A 15,383-nucleotide genomic window follows, 5' to 3' on the forward strand; every position below is an offset into this window, starting at 1 on the left:
TCTGGACGTACGCGACCCCGAGGTCGTGCCGCCTCCGGACGGACGCGCGACCGCAGGCCCGTTCCTAGACTCGGGAGGCGTGACGACCTCCGAGCTGCCGCCGACGCCGCCCGCGGGCGCGCCGCGCCCCGCGCCGCCGCCGTGGCTGATCGACGCGCTGCTCGGCTTCGCGGTGCTCGACGTCGTCGCGTTCGCGATCGCCGCCGACGTGGGTGGTGGCCGCACCGACCCGTGGCTCGCCTACCCGATCGCGGTCGTGCTCGGGCTCCTCGTCCTCGGGCGGCGCCGGTTCCCCGTCGGCGTGCTCGTCGCGACAGCGCTCGTCATCTGCGCGTACTACACGCTCGACCTGCCGCCCATCGGGCTCGCGCTGCCGGTCTCGGTCGCGCTCTACTCGGCGGCCGTCGCCGGCCGCCTCTGGTGGTCCGTCGGGGTCGCGGCCGCGCTCGTCGTCGCGTCGACGTACTTCCGGCTCGCCGAGGGCGACGACGCGGGGTACGTCCTCGGGTACGAGCTCGCGACGACCGTCGCGCTCATGGCGGCCGCGATCGCGCTCGGGCACGGCGCGTTCGCGCGGCGCCAGCGCGACGAGCAGCGGCGGCACGCGGACGCGCTGCGCGAGCAGACGCTCGAGCTCGAGGCCGCCGACCGGCTCGCGCGCGACCGCGAGGCCGTCGCGCGCGACCTGCACGACGTCGTCGGGCACCACCTCGCGGTCGTGTCCCTGCACGCGAACGTGGCGCGCGAGGCGCTCGACGACGCCGTGAGCACGCGCGACGACGTGGCGCTCGCGACCGCGCGTGCCGAGCTCGACCAGGTGCGGGCCTCGACCACGGCCGCGCTCACGGACCTGCGCGCCACGGTGCGCGCTCTGCGCGGCGCCGGCGCCCCGGCGGGCGTCGCGGACCAGGCCCGCATCGACCGGCTCGACGACCTCGCGCGCACGGCCCGCGCGGCCGGGCTCGACGTGACCCTCGACGTCGACCTCCCGGCCGGGACCGCGGACGGCAGCGCCGCGGGTGCGGCGGTGTACCGGGTCGTGCAGGAGGGGCTGACCAACGTGCTGCGCCACGCGAGCGCGTCCTCGGCGCGCGTGCGCGTCGCGCTCGACCCGCCGGGCGACGCGCTCGCGGTCGAGGTGCGCGACGACGGCCGCGCCGCCGCGGGTCCGCCGGGCGACGGGTTCGGGCTGCGGGGGCTGCGCGAGCGCGTCGCGGTGCTGGGCGGGACCGTGACGACCGACGTGCCCGACGGCGGCGGGTTCCGGCTGCGCGCCCGCGTGCCCGTCCCGGAGGGGTCGGCGGGCGCGGTCCGGCGCAGCGGCGACGGGGGCGCGCCGTGATCCGGGTCGTGCTGGTCGACGACCAGCCGCTCGTGCGGACGGGGATCCGGGCGCTGCTGGAGCGCGCCGACGACGTCGAGGTCGTCGGGGAGGCCGCCGACGGGCGCGAGGGGGTCGCGCTCGTGCGGCGCGTCCGGCCCGACGTCGTGCTCATGGACCTGCAGATGCCGGTGCTCGACGGCGTCGAGGCGACGCGGCAGGTGGTCGACGGCGCCGCGCGCCCCGGCCCGGGCACGCCGCCCGGGGACCCCGCGGAGGGGCCGCGCGTCGTCGTGCTCACGACGTTCGACGACGACGCGAACCTCTTCGCGGCGCTGCGCGCCGGGGCGTCCGGCTTCCTGCTCAAGGACGCGAGCCCGGACGAGCTGCGCGCGGCGGTGCGGACCGCGGCCGCGGGCGACGCGCTGCTCTCCCCCGCGGTGACGTCGCGCGTCGTCGCGCAGGCGGTGGACGCGACGCGCCGCGACGAGGACCTCGCCCGCGCGGTCGCCGAGCGGCTCACGGAGCGCGAGCGCGAGGTGCTCGCGCACGTCGGCCGTGGCCTGACGAACGACGAGATCGGCGCGGCGCTGTTCATGAGCCCCGCGACGGCGCGCACGCACGTGGGCCGCGTCCTCGCCAAGCTCGGGGTGCGCGACCGGGCCGGTCTCGTCGTCGTGGCGTACGAGACCGGCCTGGTCCGCCCGGGCGCCCCGCCCGGGTAGGTCCGGGGCGCCGGGACCGCGTCAGGCGTCGAGCCCGCGGCGCGCGAGGAGGGGCCCGATGTCGGCGTCGCGGCCGCGCAGCTCCCGGAACGAGGCCAGCGGGTCCTGCGAGCCGCCCCGGGCGAGCAGCACGCGGCGGAAGCGCTCGCCGTTCTCGCGCGACAGCCCGCCGTTCTCGCGGTACCACTCGACCGTGTCGGCGTCGAGCACCTCCGACCAGATGTACGAGTAGTACCCGGCCGAGTACCCGCCGCCGAACACGTGGTTGTAGTAGGTGGTGCGGTAGCGCGGCGGCACGGGCGCGAACGCGACGCCCGCGGCGTCGAGCGCGGCGGCCTCGAACGGCACGACGTCGTCCGCAGACGACGGCACCTGGTCCGGGCCGACCTGGTGCCACGCCTGGTCGAGCAGCGCCGCGGCGAGGTACTCCGTGGTGCCGAAGCCCTCGTTGAACTGGCGCGAGGCGAGCATCGTGTCGACCCACTCGGCGGGCATCGGCTCGCCCGTGACGTGGTGCACCGCGTACGAGCGCAGGACCGACGGCTCCCACGCCCACATCTCGTTGACCTGCGACGGGTACTCGACGAAGTCGCGCGGCACCTCGGTGCCGGACTGCGACGGGTACCGCACGTCCGAGAACAGGCCGTGCAGCGCGTGCCCGAACTCGTGGAACAGCGTGATGACCTCGTCCCACACGAGCAGCGTCGGCTGGCCCGCCGGCGGCTTGACGATGTTGAGGTTGTTCACCACGACCGGCTTCTGCCCGAGCAGGTGGTTCTGGTCGACGAGGTTGTTCATCCACGCCCCGCCGCGCTTGGACTCGCGCGTGTACCAGTCGGCGAGGAACAGCCCGAGGCCCTGGCCGGGCTCGCCCGGCGTCTGCGCGTCGAACACCTCGAAGACGCGCACGTCCGGGTGGTAGCCGACGAGGTCGTGGCGCTCGGCGAACGAGATGCCGAAGAGGCGGTTCGCGGCGAGGAACACGCCGTCGTGCACGACGCGCTCGAGCTCCAGGTACGGCCGCAGGAGCGCGTCGTCGAGCGCGTAGCGGTCCTTGCGCACGCGCTCGGCGTAGAACGACCAGTCGGACGCCCGCAGCGTCGCCCCCGGCTCGTCCGCCTGGAGCGCGGCCTCGAGGTCCGCAGCCTCCCGGCGCGCGTTCGCGACCGCGGCGGGCGCGAGGCGCGACAGCATCGCGTTCACGGCCTCCGTCGTCTTCGCCGTCGCGTCCTCCGCCACGTACGCGGCGTGGTGCTCGTAACCGAGCAGGCGCGCGCGCTCGGCGCGCAGGCGCACCGTCTCCAGCACGATCTCGCGCGTGTCGTGGTCGTCGCCGGTCGCGCCGCGCGACTCCGACGCCTGCTGGACGCGCTCGCGCACGTCCCGGCGCGCGAGCGCGGCGAGGACCCCCTGCTGGGTGGGCAGCTGCATCTCCAGGAGCCACGCGCCCTCGTGGCCGCGCGCCGCGGCGGCGGCCGCCGCGCCCGCGACGGCGTCCTCGGGCAGCCCTTCGAGCTCGGCACGGTCCGTGACGAGCACGCTCGCCGCGTTCGCGCCCGCGAGCAGCGCGCGGCCGAACGCGGCCTCCAGCGTCGTGAGCCGCCCGTTGAGCTCGCGCAGGCGCTCCTGCTGCGCGGCGTCGAGCTCGACGCCCGAGCGCCGGAACCGGACGAGCAGCGTGTGCAGCAGCCACGCGGCGTCGGGCTCGAGCGTCTGCTCGCCCGCGTCCACGGCGTCCTGGAGCGCGCGGGCGCGCGCGTACAGGCGCGCGTCCATGTAGATCGCGTCGTGGTGCGCCGCGAGCTCCGGGGCGAACTCCTCCTCGATCTGCTCCAGGCCCGGCGTCGCGTCCGCCGAGAGCTGGTTGTAGAACGCGTTGAGCACGCGCGCCAGGTCACGGCCCGAGCGCTCCAGCGCCGCGAGCACGTTGTCCTCGGTCGGGGGCGCGTCGTCCGTCGCGATCGCCTCGACCGCCGCGCGCTGGGCCGCGGTCGCCGCGCGCAGCGCCGGGAGGTAGTGCACCTCGCGGATCGCGTCGTAGTCGGGCAGCTCGTACGGCAGCGCGGACGGCGCCGCGAAGGGGTTGGCGGGGTCGAGGTCGGCGAGGGTCGCGGCGCCGGCCGGCACGGGGGTGGGCGCGGGCGCGTCGGTGCGCGTCGTGGGCTCGGAGGTCATGGGCCCCATCTTGACCCCGCGGCCGCGCACGACGGAAACGGATTCGCGGGCACCGGACGCTCCGGCCGGCCGCGCGTCCTCGGGCGTCCGCGGCCGACCGGGCGGGCGTCAGGCGGCGCGGCCCGGCGACGGGGCGTCGGCGGGCCACGGCTCGTTCGGCTCGCGCGGGTCGTTCGGCAGGAGCGTGCCGAGCCACGAGTCCCGGCGCTCGCCGCGCTGGAGCGCGTAGCCGCGCACCGTGCCCTCGACGCGGAAGCCGAGCCGCCACGCGGTGCGCCGCGACGGCCAGTTCCCCACGTACGCCTGCCAGAACAGGCGCGCGAGGCCGCCGCCCTCCGGGTCGAACGCCCAGTCCACGACGAGCCGGCACGCCGCCGTCATGAGGCCGCGGCCGCGCGCCTCCGGGGCGGTCCAGTAGCCGATCTCGGCCGACCGGTGCCCCGCGGGCGCGTCGTCCGCGCTCAGTCCGACCATCCCGAGCAGGCGCCCGGGGCCCTCGGGGCCGGGGATGCCCGACGGCCCGGCGCTCTCGCGCACGCCCCACGTGAGCACGTCGCCGCGCTCCCAGCCGGGCGCCACGTACTCCTCGACGAACTGCACCGCGTCCGCGCGCGCGTACGGGGACGGGACGACCGTCCAGGCCGCGACCTGCGGGTCCTGGCACGCCGCGGTGATGGCGTCGACGTCGTCGGGGGTGGGGGTGGACAGGTGGACACGGCCGTCGTCGAGGGAGAAGGGAAGCACGCCCCGAGGCTCGCACGCGCCGCGACCCCGCGTCATCCCGATTGCGGGCACGTCCCGCCAGAGGGCGACCGTCAGCCGCGCAGCGCGTCCTGCGCGGGCGTCCACGGCAGGTCGTGCGCGTCCGCGACCGCCTCGTTGAGCAGCGTCCCGCGGTGGGTCGACGCGCCGGACCGCAGCACGGGTTCCTCGCTCACGGCCGCGACCCCGCCGTCCGCGAGCGCCGCGAGGTACGGCAGCGTCGCGCTGGTGAGCGCGAGCGTGCTCGTCACCGGCACAGCGCCGGGCATGTTCGCCACGCAGTAGAACGTCGTGCCGTGCACGGCGAACGTCGGGTCGTCGTGCGTGGTGGGCCGCGACCCCTCGAAGCACCCGCCCTGGTCGACGGCGACGTCGACGAGCACGGCGCCCGGGCGCATGCGGGCGACGAGGTCGTCGCCGACCAGGCGCGGCGCGCGGGCGCCCGCGACGAGCACGGCCCCGACGACGAGGTCGGCCTCGAGCACCTCGCGCTCGATCGCGTACGCGCTCGACACGACCGTGCGGACGTGCCCGGAGAACTCCTGGTCGACCGCGCGCAGCACGGGCAGCGAGAGGTCGACGACCGTGACCTCGGCGCGCATCCCCACCGCGATCTCGGCGGCGTTGCGGCCGGCGGTCCCGCCGCCGAGCACGACGACCCGTCCCGGGCGGGTGCCCGGGACGCCGCCGAGCAGGACGCCGCGCCCGCCCGCGGGGCGCTGCAGGAGCCACGCGCCGACCTGCGTCGCCATGCGCCCGGCGACCTCGCTCATGGGCGCGAGCAGCGGGAGCGAGCCGTCGGCGGCCTGCGCCGTCTCGTAGGCGACCGACGTCGTGCCCGCGTCGAGCAGCGCGCGCGTGCACGCCTCGTCGGCGGCGAGGTGGAGGTAGGCGAACAGCAGGAGGTCCTCGCGCAGGAAGCCGTACTCGCTCGCGACCGGCTCCTTGACCTTGCACACGAGCTCGGCCTCGCCCCAGACCTCCTCGGCGGTGGGCACGACGCGCGCCCCGGCGCTCTCGAACTCCGCGTCCGACAGGTGGGAGCCGGTCCCGGCCCCGGACTGCACGAGCACGTCGTGCCCGGCGCGCACGAGGTGGTGGGCGCCGGCGGGGGTGAGCGCGACGCGGTCCTCGTGGTTCTTGACCTCGGTGGGTATGCCGATCCTCATGGTCCAGTGTGGCCGCAGGCCGTCGCGCCGCGCAGGGTGGCAGGATCTTGTGCACAGGTGGCGTCCCTGCCACTCGTCCGCCCGTGCCGCCGTCGCGAGGGTGGCAGCGTGGACACGACGACGCCTCCCCCGGCCCCCGGCACGGCGCCTCCCGCCCCGCCGTCCGGCGCCCTCGCCGATCCCGCTCCCGGGCTCGGCCGTGCGCCGTCCGGCACGCTCGGGATCGCGCGCGGCAGCGCGCTCTACGTCGCGAGCGTGCTCGGCACGGGCGTGCTCGCGCTGCCCGGCCTCGCGACGCGCGTCGCCGGGCCCGCGTCCGTGCTCGCCGTAGCGCTCGTCCTCCTCGCGAGCGTGCCTCTCGCGGGCACGTTCGCGGCGCTCGCGGCCCGGCACCCGGACCGCGGCGGCGTCGCGAGCGCGGTGCGCACGGCGCTCGGCCCGACGGCGGCCCGCGCGACGGGCTACTGGTTCTACCTCGGCGTGTGCGTGGGGGCGCCCGTCGTGGCGGTGCTCGGCGCCGAGTACGTGGTCGCCGTCGTGGGCGCGGACCGGGCGGCGGTGCCGGTCGTGGCGGTGGCGCTCGTCGTCGTGCCCGCCGTCGCCGTGTGGCTGGGCGTGCGCGTCGCGGGCGCCGTCCAGCTGGGCCTCACGTCGCTCCTGCTGGCGGCGGTCGTCGTGGTCGTCGCCGTCGCGGCGCCGGCCGCGAGCGCCGAGCGCTTCACGCCGTTCCTCAGCGAGGGCTGGTCCGGCGTCGGCTCCGCCGTGAGCCTGTTCGTGTGGGCGTTCGCGGGCTGGGAGGTGGGCACTCACGTCTCGGGCGACTTCCGCGACCCGCGCCGCACGATCCCCGCCGCGACGGCGGTCGCGCTCGTCGTCGTGGGGGTCGCCTACCTCGCGCTGCAGGTCACGACGGTCGGCGTGCTCGGCACGGGCGCCGGCACGGGGACCGTCGCGCTGCTCGACCTCGCGCGCACGGGCGCACCCGCGGCGGGACCGGTGGTCGTGGGCGTGGTCGCGGCGGTCGTCACGTCGGGCGTGCTCACCGCGTACCTCGCGGCGTTCGCGAACCTCGGCCAGGCGCTCGCGCGCGACGGCGACCTGCCGCGGCCGCTCGCCGCGCTCTCCGGGCGTGCGGGCGTGCCGCGCCGCGCGCTCGCCCTGACGCTCGCGCTCACCGCGGCCTACCTCGGCGTGCTCGTCACCACCGGGCTCGACCTCGAGCCGTTCGTGCGCGTGCACACGAGCTGCATGGTCGCGGTCTACGCGCTCGGCATGGTCGCCGCCCTGCGCCTGCTCCCCCGCCGCACCGCGGGCCGGCGCCTCGCGGCCGTCGCGACCGCGCTCACCGCCGTGCTGCTCGTCCTCGCCGGGGCGTCGCTCGTCGCGCCCGCGGTGCTCGCCGTCGCGGCCGTCGTGGTGACGCTCGTGCGGCGCCGTCCCACCGCCTGAGACCGGCGGCCCAGGACCGTTCCCCGCGCCGGGGCGCGTCCGCTACGGTCGTCGGCATGCCCACGTGGACGGACCCGGGGCCGGTGGAGTTCGACGCGGTCGTGACCGCCGCCGGGACGCGGACGGGAGCGTTCGTCGCGCTCCCGTACGACGCCGTGGCGCTGTTCGGCACGCGGGGGCGCGTCCCCGTCGTCGCCGAGGTGGACGGCGTGCGGTACCGCGCGTCGCTCGTCGCGTACGACGGGCCGCACCTGCTCGCCCTGCTGCGCTCGGTGCGCGCCGCCACGGGCAAGAACGTCGGCGACACCGTGCACGTGTCCGTCCGGCTCGCGGCGGAGATCTCCGCCGTCCCGCGCTGACGCGGGGCACGCGGGCTCAGGCCGGGGCGTCCTCCGGCGTCGTGCGCCCGGCGTCGCCCAGGGCGATCTCCTTGGCCGTCGGGACGTCCTCCTCCATCGGGGGGTCCTTGTGCCGCAGCCTGGAGAACACCGACCACGCGACCGCGACGAGGGGGACGGAGACGACGGCGCCGAGGATGCCGGCGAGCAGCGTCCCCGCGGTCACGGCGATCGCCACGACGACCGGGTGCAGCGACACCTGCTTGCCCATGACGAGCGGCTGGAGCACGTGCCCCTCGAACTGGCCGATGAGCGCGATCCCGATCGTCACGACGAGCGCGATGACGATGCCCTTGGCTGCGAGCGCGACGATCGCCGCGATGATCATCGCGAGCGGCGCGCCGATGATCGGGATGAACGCCCCGATGAAGACGAGCACCGCGAGCGGCGCCGCGAGCGGCACGCCGAGGATCGCGAGGAAGACCCCGGCGAGGATGCCGTCGACGAGCGCGATGATCACCGTGCCGCGCGCGTAGCCGGAGAAGGTGTACCAGCCAGCGCCGCCCGCGATCTTCCAGCTGTCGCGCGAGCGCGCCGGGAGCTGGTTGAGGAACCACGTCCACATGTCCTTGCCGCGCGCGAGGAAGAACACCGTGCAGAAGATCGCGAGCGCGATCGCGGCGAACGCCTCGAACACCGACCCCGCGCTCGCGGCGGCCTGGCTCGCGATGTCACCGCCGTGCTCCGTGAGCCACTGGCGCCCGTTGTCGATCCACTCGTTGACGTCGTCCGCCGTGATCGTCACGGGCAGGGGGCCGTTCTCGAGGAAGTCGAAGATCTGCTCGATGCCCTGGTCGAACTGGTCGGCGAGGCTCTGCCACTGGCCGGCGACCGACGTGATGACGTAGGTGAGCAGGCCCGCGATGAACAGCAGGGCCGAGAGGATCGCGAGGGCCGTCGCCAGGCCGCGCGGCATGACCTTCGCGTAGAGGTCGGTGACCGGGCGCAGGACCGAGGTGATGACCAGCGCGAGGAAGACCGCGACGAAGACGAGCTGCACCTGCGCCGTCGCGAAGAAGATCAGGGCGACGGCCGCGACGATGAGGAGCAGCCGCCAGGACCAGCCCGCCGCCGTCCGCAGCCACGACGGGACCGTGTCGTCGTACCCGACGACCGACGGGTTGCGCCGCGCCCCGGCGACCTTGCGCGCCGCGCTCGACGCTCCCGCGAGATGCTTGACCGACGCCGCCGCGCGGTCCGACCCGGACCCGGGCCGGGGGGTGCCGGTCGCTGCCGCCGGGCGCTGGTCCTCCGTCACGCGTGCCTCCGTCCGGTCGTGGCCACCACCCGCCCAGTGTGCCCCAGGTCGTCCCCTCGCGCCGGGCGCCGCGCGTCCCGGGCCCGGAGGGTCCGCGCGGTGGTGGGGCGGCCGGACGCGATGTGAGGACCACGCCCGAACCGTGCTATGTTTTTCCCCGCACCGGAACGGCGGAAACGCCGGGAAGGTCCACTCGTCCGGGTGGCGGAATGGCAGACGCGCTAGCTTGAGGTGCTAGTGCCCTTTATCGGGCGTGGGGGTTCAAGTCCCCCTCCGGACACTCGTTGAGACAGCGACGACGGAGCGGGTCCAGGGAAACCTGGGCCCGCTCCGTCGTTGTGTCGTGAGCCCGGTCCGCCCGAGGTCAGGGGGTCGGCGCGGTCTGCTCGGGGTCGACGGGCCCGCGGGCGCGCGCGGCGGCGAGCCCGAGCCCGAGGACGACGACCGCCGCCGCGAGCAGCGGCGCCGGCGACCTCCCTGCGGTCCACGGGACGGACGGTCCGCCGGGTCGCCGCCGCCCCGGACGCCCTCACCCCGCAAGAGCGCGAGATCGCGCGCCTCGCGGCGAGCGGCCTGACCAACCGGCAGATCGGCTCGCGGCTGTTCCTCTCCCCGCGCACCGTCGGCGGGCACCTCTACCGGGTGTTCCCCAAGCTCGGCATCAGCACGCGGGCCGCCCTGCGCGACGCGCTCACCGAGCGCGAGCGCGCGACCGCGTCCGCCGCACCGCACGACGACGCGGCGTACGGCGTCTCCTGAGCCGCCGCGGTCCGCCCGTGGCGGGAGCGTCTCCTCCTCGAGGAGGAGGTCCCCGGCCCGACGATCTCGGCCGGGAGCCCGAGCCGGGGTCGGTGCGTGCGTCCGTAGCGTCGACGACGGCGGCGCCCGGGCGGCGGGCGCCCCGGACGACGGGAGGACGCATGATCGAGGTGGCGGCGCTCACGAAGCGCTACGGGCCCACGACCGCGGTGGACGGGCTGACGTTCACCGCGCGAGCGGGCGCCGTGACCGGGTTCCTCGGGCCCAACGGGGCCGGGAAGTCGACGACGATGCGGGTCGTCGTGGGCCTCGAGCGCCCGACCTCGGGGACCGCGACGGTCGACGGGCGCCGGTACGCCGACCTGCCCGCGCCCCTGCGCACGGTGGGTGTCATGCTCGACGCCCGCTCGGTGCACCCGGGGCGCACCGCGTTCCGGCACCTGACGGCGCTCGCCCGCACGCACGGGATCGGCCGCGCCCGCGTGGACGAGGTCATCGGGATGACCGGGCTGGAGAGCGTCGCGGGCCGCCGCGCGGGGACGTTCTCGCTCGGGATGGGTCAGCGCCTCGGGATCGCCGCGGCCCTGCTCGGCGACCCGGGCACGCTCGTCCTCGACGAGCCGGTCAACGGTCTTGACCCGGACGGTGTGCTGTGGGTGCGCCGGCTCGTGCGCGACCTGGCGGCCGAGGGCCGCGCCGTGCTCCTCTCGTCCCACCTCATGCACGAGCTCGCGCTGTGCGCCGACCGCGTCGTCGTCATCGGGCGCGGCCGGCTCCTCGCGGACGCGCCGGTCGCCGAGCTCGCCGCCGACGGCTCGCTCGAGGACGCGTACCTGCGGCTCACCGCGGGCGCGGTCGAGTACCAGGGCCGCGCCGTCGGCGAGGCCGGCACGACCGCCGTCGGAGGTGCCCGATGACCGCCACGACGGCCGCGTCGCGCCGCGCCCGCCCGACCGCTCACCGACCCGCGGACGCCGGGGGCCCGACGCTCCCCCGCGTCGTCGCCGCGCAGTGGACCGCCCTGACGAGCCTGCGCTCGTCGTGGTGGGCGGCGGCCCTCACGGTCGTGGTCTCGGGCGTCCTGACCCACCTCTCGGCGCAGGCGTCGTCGGTGGACCCGGGGTTCGACCCGCTCGGGTCGCTCACGTCCGGCGTCGTCCTCTCCCAGGTGCCGCCGCTCGTCCTCGGGGTCCTCGTCGGCACCGGTGACTTCAGCACCGGCGCGTTCCGCACGACGTACGTCGCGGTGCCGCGGCGCTGGCCGGTCCTCGTCGCGCAGACCGTCGCCACGGCCGCGTTCGCGCTGCTCACCGCGGTGGCCGCCGTCGCGGCCGCGGTGCTCGCGCTGCTGCCGTCGGCGCGGTCGCGCGACATCGCGCTGGACCTCGGGAGGGACGGGACGCCGCAGACCCTCGTCGGGATGACGCTCCTGCTCACGGCCATCGCCCTCCTCGGGCTCGCGATCGGCGCGCTCGTGCGCCGGTCCGTCCCGGCGCTCACCGCCGCGGTCCTGCTCGTGCTCGTCCTCCCGGTCGTGCTGCTGCTCGCGACCGACCTCTCGACCGACCCGCTCGCCCCGGCGACCGGCGGCGTGCCGCCCGCGGTGGCGGTCGTGAACACCGTCGTCGCGTTCCTGCCGAGCGGGGCGGGCGCGCTCCTGACGGCGGACGTCGTCGTCGAGGGCGCGCCCGACCTCGGCCCGTGGGGCGGAGGCCTCGTCCTCGCCGCGTGGATCGCGCTGCCCCTCGCGGCGGCGGCGCTCCGGCTGCGCACGCGGGACGTGGTCTGAGTGGGCGGCGTCCCCGCCACCGCCACGGCGCGCCGTGCGCGACCCGCGCGCGACCCGCGCCCCCGGGGCGTCACCCTCGGCCGGGTCGTCGCGTCCGAGGCCGACAAGCTGACGAGCCTGCGCTCGACCGGCTGGCTCGCTCTCGCGACCGTCGCCGCGGCGGCGGCGACGGCGTGGGGGCTCGGGATGTTCGCTCGCCCGGAGCCCGGCGCGTCGGGCGCGCCGATCGCCGTCGCCGGCGCCGTGCTCTCCCAGCTCGGCTTCCTCGTCCTCGGGGCGAGGACCGGCGCCGACGAGTACCGCTCCGGCACCGCGCGCAGCACCTTCGCCGCCGTCCCGCGGCGCCTGCCCGTCCTCGCCGGCCAGGCGCTCGTCACGGCGGCGGCGGCGCTGGTCGTCGCGGTGATCGCGCTCGGCGCGGCCGTCGCGGCGACGGCCGGGCTGCGCGCGGCGGCCGGGCTCGCGCTCGACGTCACGGACCCGGAGACGGCGCGGCTGCTCGCCGGGTTCGTGCTCCACCAGACCGGCGTCGCGCTCGTCGGGCTGGGTCTCGGCGCGCTCGTGCGACGCCCCGACGCGGCGCTCGTCGCGGGCGTGCTCGCGCTCGTCGTGCTCGACCACCTGCTCGCGACCAACCCGGGCCGCGTCGCGGACACGGCGCGCGCGCTCCTGCCGGGCGCCGGGGCCCGCGTGCTCCTCGACGACGGCCGTCTCGACGCGCTCGCCGCCGGGTCCCTCGGGCCCCACCCCGGCCCGTGGTCGGGATACCTCGTCCTCGCGGCGTGGGCGGCGGCCCTGCTCGCCGCGGCGGCGTACCGGCTGCGACGCGGCGACGTCACCTGACGTGCGGCCGGGATGGGAGAGTGGGGCCATGCCCTCGCCGCACGCCGCCGTCCCCGCGCGCGCGGGGGCGGCCTGGGAGGAGGCCGCCGCCCCCGACGTGCTCCGGCCGAGCCGTCGGGGCCGGCTGCTCGCGACCCACCCGTGGGTCGGCGACGCGGCGCTCGTCGCCGCGGTCGTGGCGCTCGGGCTCGTCACGGGCGTCGTCGCGCTCGCCACGGTCGACGGCACGACGAACCTCGGGATGTTCCGGCCGGAGGACCACGTCCCCGAGCGGGTCGTCACGGCGTGGCTCGTCGGCGCCGTCCTGGGCGCCGCCCTCCTCACCGCGCGTCGTGCGCGCCCGCTCCTTGTCACCGCGGTGCTCACCGGGCTCGCCGTCGCGTCGCTCGCCACGGCGGGGGTGCTCGGCGTGCTCGGCGTGTGCCTCGCGTGCGCGGTCCACGCGGTCGCCGCGACGCGCGCGCCGCGCACGGCCTGGGCGACGTGCGCCGCGGTGCTCGTCGCGGTCACCGCCGCGCTGTGGTGGTGGCAGGACATCGGCCTCGCCGAGATCCTCCTGTGGAGCGACCCGATCGTGCGTCCCGACGGCAGCCCGCCCGTGCGCGACCTCGCCGAGCCGCCGTTCTCGCCCGGCCGCCGGTCCGCCAGCGCGTCGCTCCTGCTCGCGCTGCTGCTGCTCGGCATGGCGACCGGCTCCGGCGCGCGTGCCCGCCGCCTGCACGCCGAGGACCTCGCCGAGCGCTACCGGGCGATGGCGCGCGAGCGCGACCAGAGCGCCGCCCTCGCGCGCGCCGCCGAGCGCGCCCGCATCGCGCGCGAGATGCACGACGTCGTCGCGCACAGCGTCTCCGTCATGGTCGCCCTGTCCGACGGCGCGGGCGCCGCGCTCGACCGCGCCCCCGAGCGCTCGCGCGAGGCCCTGCGCGAGCTGTCGCGCACGGGCCGGGAGGCGCTCGGCGACATGCAGCGCGTGCTCGGCGCGCTCGACCCCGACGACTCCGGCGTCTCCGACGGCGACGGGCGCCCCGCGCCGACCGGCACCGACCTCGCAGCCGTCGTCGCGCGGTTCCGGGCCGCGGGCGTGCCGCTCACCGCGACGGGACTCGACGTCACGCTCCCGGCCGACACGTCGCTGCGCCTCGCGCTCGTGCGGATCGTGCAGGAGGCGCTGACGAACGTGCTGCGGCACGCACCGGGCACGGCGGCGGCCGAGGTCGTCGTGCGGCGAGGCCCGGGCACGGTCGAGGTCGAGGTCGCCGACGACGGCGGCACGCGGCCGGGCGCGGGCGGCGGGACCGGGCGCGGGATCATCGGGATGCGCGAGCGCGCCGCCCTGCTCGGCGGGAGCGTCGAGGCGGGCCCGCGGCCCGGTGGCGGCTGGACGGTGCACGTCGTGCTGCCGTGGGACGAGGGAGGACGCGCGTGACGACGGTGCTGCTCGTGGACGACCAGGCGCTGCTGCGGATGGGGTTCCGCCTCGTCATCGAGTCCGAGCCCGACCTCGAGGTGGTGGGCGAGGCGTCCGACGGTGCCGTCGCGCTCGACCAGGTCGCGGCGCTCTTCCCCGACGTGGTGGTCATGGACGTGCGGATGCCCGGCACGGACGGGATCGAGGCCACGCGCCGCGTCGTGGCGGAGCACCCCGCGACGCGCGTGCTCGTGCTCACGACGTTCGACGTCGACGAGCACGCGTTCGCCGCCCTGCGCGCCGGGGCGAGCGGGTTCCTCCTCAAGAGCGCCCGGCCCGAGGAGCTCGTCGAGGCGATCCGCACCGTCGCGGCGGGCAGCTCGGTCGTCGCACCCCGCGTCCTGCGGCGCGTGCTCGACCTCTTCGCGCCGCACCTGCCGGCGGGCGGCGGCCCCGCGCCCGACGACGGCCTCGACCCGCGGCTGCGCGCGCTCACGCCGCGCGAGCTCGACGTGCTGCGGTGCGTCGCCCAGGGCCTGTCGAACGCGGAGATCGCCGAGCGCCTCGTGCTCTCCGCGACGACCGTCAAGACGCACGTCGGCAACCTGCTCGTCAAGCTCGGCGTGCGCGACCGCGTGCAGGCCGTGATCGTCGCCTACGAGAGCGGGCTCGTCGGCTCGCGGTCGTGAGCCGTCACGGGACCACGCCGAGCTCGCGCCCACGGCGGACCGCGTCGCGGCGCGAGCTCACGCCGAGCTTGCGGTAGACGGACTTCAGGTGCGCCTTGACGGTGTTCACCGACACGAAGAAGTCCTCCGCGATCTCGACGTTGCTCGCCATGGACGGCAGGACGACGAGGATCGCGAGCTCGCGCTCGGTGAGCGGCTCGACGAGCGGGACCGGCTCGGGCGCGCCCTCGGCCCGGTCGAGCATGCCGCGCAGGCGCTCGCCGAGCTCGTCACGGCGTGCCGCGACCGCGCGCACGAGGGCCGGGCGCAGCGTGTGCACCGCGACCGAGAGGAACGGCCGGGCGAGCCGCTCCGGGGCGGCGAGGTCGAGCGCACGCCGCAGCGCCGCGTCGAGCCGGCGCGCGCCGGGGCGCACGAGCGCGCACGCCTCGACCAGCGCCGCCTCGACGCGCACGAGCGGGTCGACCTCGCCGTCGGGCGCGTCGACCAGCCCCGACACCGCGCGCACCGCGGCGCCCGTCCGTCCCGCCGCGAGCAGCTCGCGCGCGGTGCACACGGCGACCGTTCCCGTGCCGCCGAGCCGTTCGCGCGTCCCGCGCGCGGGCCGTGCCGCGCGCGCCTCGTCGTCGAGCGCCCGC

At 77.2% G+C, this 15,383-nt stretch carries 15 protein-coding genes and 1 tRNA gene; 11 read left to right on the forward strand and 5 right to left on the reverse strand.

Features of this window, described 5'->3' with window-relative positions:
- Positions 1–79: 79 nt before the first annotated feature.
- Positions 80–1,342, forward strand: a complete 1,263-nt coding sequence (locus GJV82_RS20760; protein ID WP_024840164.1) for a sensor histidine kinase — start codon at positions 80–82, stop codon at positions 1,340–1,342.
- Positions 1,339–2,046 (forward strand): response regulator, encoded by a 708-nt coding sequence (locus tag GJV82_RS10600; RefSeq protein WP_024840163.1) that lies wholly within the window; start codon positions 1,339–1,341, stop codon positions 2,044–2,046. Before GJV82_RS20760 ends, GJV82_RS10600 begins: the two co-directional genes overlap by 4 nt.
- Before the next feature lie 21 nt (positions 2,047–2,067).
- On the opposite strand, the gene GJV82_RS10605 is transcribed toward GJV82_RS10600, so the two are convergent.
- From GJV82_RS10605 to ald, 3 genes are all read right to left on the reverse strand, one after another.
- Positions 2,068–4,230 carry a M3 family metallopeptidase gene (locus GJV82_RS10605; protein WP_404812960.1) on the reverse strand — a complete coding sequence of 721 codons (2,163 nt, stop codon included), beginning with the start codon at positions 4,228–4,230 and terminating at the stop codon, positions 2,068–2,070.
- A 99-nt stretch (positions 4,231–4,329) separates the two neighbouring features.
- Complete coding sequence (locus GJV82_RS10610) at positions 4,330–4,965, reverse strand: GNAT family N-acetyltransferase (protein WP_318657510.1); 636 nt, start codon at positions 4,963–4,965, stop codon at positions 4,330–4,332.
- 71 nt (positions 4,966–5,036) lie between these two features.
- Positions 5,037–6,152 (reverse strand): alanine dehydrogenase, encoded by a 1,116-nt coding sequence (gene ald, locus GJV82_RS10615; protein ID WP_155099189.1) that lies wholly within the window; start codon positions 6,150–6,152, stop codon positions 5,037–5,039.
- A 108-nt stretch (positions 6,153–6,260) separates the two neighbouring features.
- Between ald and GJV82_RS10620 the strand changes: the two genes are divergently transcribed.
- Positions 6,261–7,601 (forward strand): APC family permease, encoded by a 1,341-nt coding sequence (locus GJV82_RS10620; RefSeq protein WP_318657511.1) that lies wholly within the window; start codon positions 6,261–6,263, stop codon positions 7,599–7,601.
- A 56-nt stretch (positions 7,602–7,657) separates the two neighbouring features.
- The gene (locus GJV82_RS10625) at positions 7,658–7,960 is read left to right on the forward strand and encodes a DUF1905 domain-containing protein (RefSeq protein ID WP_155099190.1); all 303 of its coding nucleotides are present in this window, start codon (positions 7,658–7,660) and stop codon (positions 7,958–7,960) included.
- 16 nt (positions 7,961–7,976) lie between these two features.
- Here the strand turns inward: GJV82_RS10625 and GJV82_RS10630 are convergent, their stop codons facing one another.
- Positions 7,977–9,257, reverse strand: coding sequence for an AI-2E family transporter (locus GJV82_RS10630; protein ID WP_318657512.1), 1,281 nt, complete (start codon positions 9,255–9,257; stop codon positions 7,977–7,979).
- Between the two features lie 195 nt (positions 9,258–9,452).
- Between GJV82_RS10630 and GJV82_RS10635 the strand changes: the two genes are divergently transcribed.
- From GJV82_RS10635 to GJV82_RS10665, 7 genes are all read left to right on the forward strand, one after another.
- Positions 9,453–9,537 (forward strand) — tRNA-Leu (locus GJV82_RS10635).
- Positions 9,538–9,593: 56 nt separating this feature from the next.
- Positions 9,594–10,016, forward strand: coding sequence for a response regulator transcription factor (locus GJV82_RS20080; protein WP_225873266.1), 423 nt, complete (start codon positions 9,594–9,596; stop codon positions 10,014–10,016).
- Positions 10,017–10,177: 161 nt separating this feature from the next.
- On the forward strand, positions 10,178–10,933 hold the full coding sequence (locus GJV82_RS10645; RefSeq protein ID WP_155099191.1) for an ABC transporter ATP-binding protein: 756 nt from the start codon (positions 10,178–10,180) through the stop codon (positions 10,931–10,933).
- A complete protein-coding gene (locus GJV82_RS10650; protein ID WP_196217224.1) occupies positions 10,930–11,805 on the forward strand; it encodes a hypothetical protein in 876 nt (291 codons plus the stop codon). The genes GJV82_RS10645 and GJV82_RS10650 overlap by 4 nt, the downstream gene beginning before the upstream one ends.
- Positions 11,806–12,648 carry a hypothetical protein gene (locus GJV82_RS10655; RefSeq protein ID WP_196217225.1) on the forward strand — a complete coding sequence of 281 codons (843 nt, stop codon included), beginning with the start codon at positions 11,806–11,808 and terminating at the stop codon, positions 12,646–12,648.
- 28 nt (positions 12,649–12,676) lie between these two features.
- Complete coding sequence (locus GJV82_RS10660) at positions 12,677–14,074, forward strand: sensor histidine kinase (RefSeq protein WP_155099192.1); 1,398 nt, start codon at positions 12,677–12,679, stop codon at positions 14,072–14,074.
- Positions 14,071–14,745 carry a response regulator transcription factor gene (locus GJV82_RS10665; protein WP_318657513.1) on the forward strand — a complete coding sequence of 225 codons (675 nt, stop codon included), beginning with the start codon at positions 14,071–14,073 and terminating at the stop codon, positions 14,743–14,745. Before GJV82_RS10660 ends, GJV82_RS10665 begins: the two co-directional genes overlap by 4 nt.
- Positions 14,746–14,749: 4 nt before the next feature.
- Here GJV82_RS10665 and GJV82_RS10670 read toward each other — a convergent pair.
- The coding region (locus GJV82_RS10670; RefSeq protein WP_196217226.1) for a LuxR C-terminal-related transcriptional regulator at positions 14,750–15,383 on the reverse strand (634 nt) is incomplete at its 5' end.

It is taken from the genome of Cellulosimicrobium composti (genome assembly GCF_009711085.1).
Classification (GTDB): Bacteria; Actinomycetota; Actinomycetes; order Actinomycetales; family Cellulomonadaceae; genus Cellulosimicrobium; species Cellulosimicrobium composti.

Bases quoted from the DNA above. Each gene is read 5' to 3' on its own strand.
- GJV82_RS10605 (WP_404812960.1), bottom strand. From the start codon at position 4,230: ATGGGGCCCATGACCTCCGAGCCCACGACGCGCACCGACGCGCCCGCG.
- ald (WP_155099189.1), bottom strand. From the start codon at position 6,152: ATGAGGATCGGCATACCCACCGAGGTCAAGAACCACGAGGACCGCGTC.
- GJV82_RS10625 (WP_155099190.1), top strand. From the start codon at position 7,658: ATGCCCACGTGGACGGACCCGGGGCCGGTGGAGTTCGACGCGGTCGTG.
- GJV82_RS10645 (WP_155099191.1), top strand. From the start codon at position 10,178: ATGATCGAGGTGGCGGCGCTCACGAAGCGCTACGGGCCCACGACCGCG.
- GJV82_RS10650 (WP_196217224.1), top strand. From the start codon at position 10,930: ATGACCGCCACGACGGCCGCGTCGCGCCGCGCCCGCCCGACCGCTCAC.
- GJV82_RS10660 (WP_155099192.1), top strand. From the start codon at position 12,677: ATGCCCTCGCCGCACGCCGCCGTCCCCGCGCGCGCGGGGGCGGCCTGG.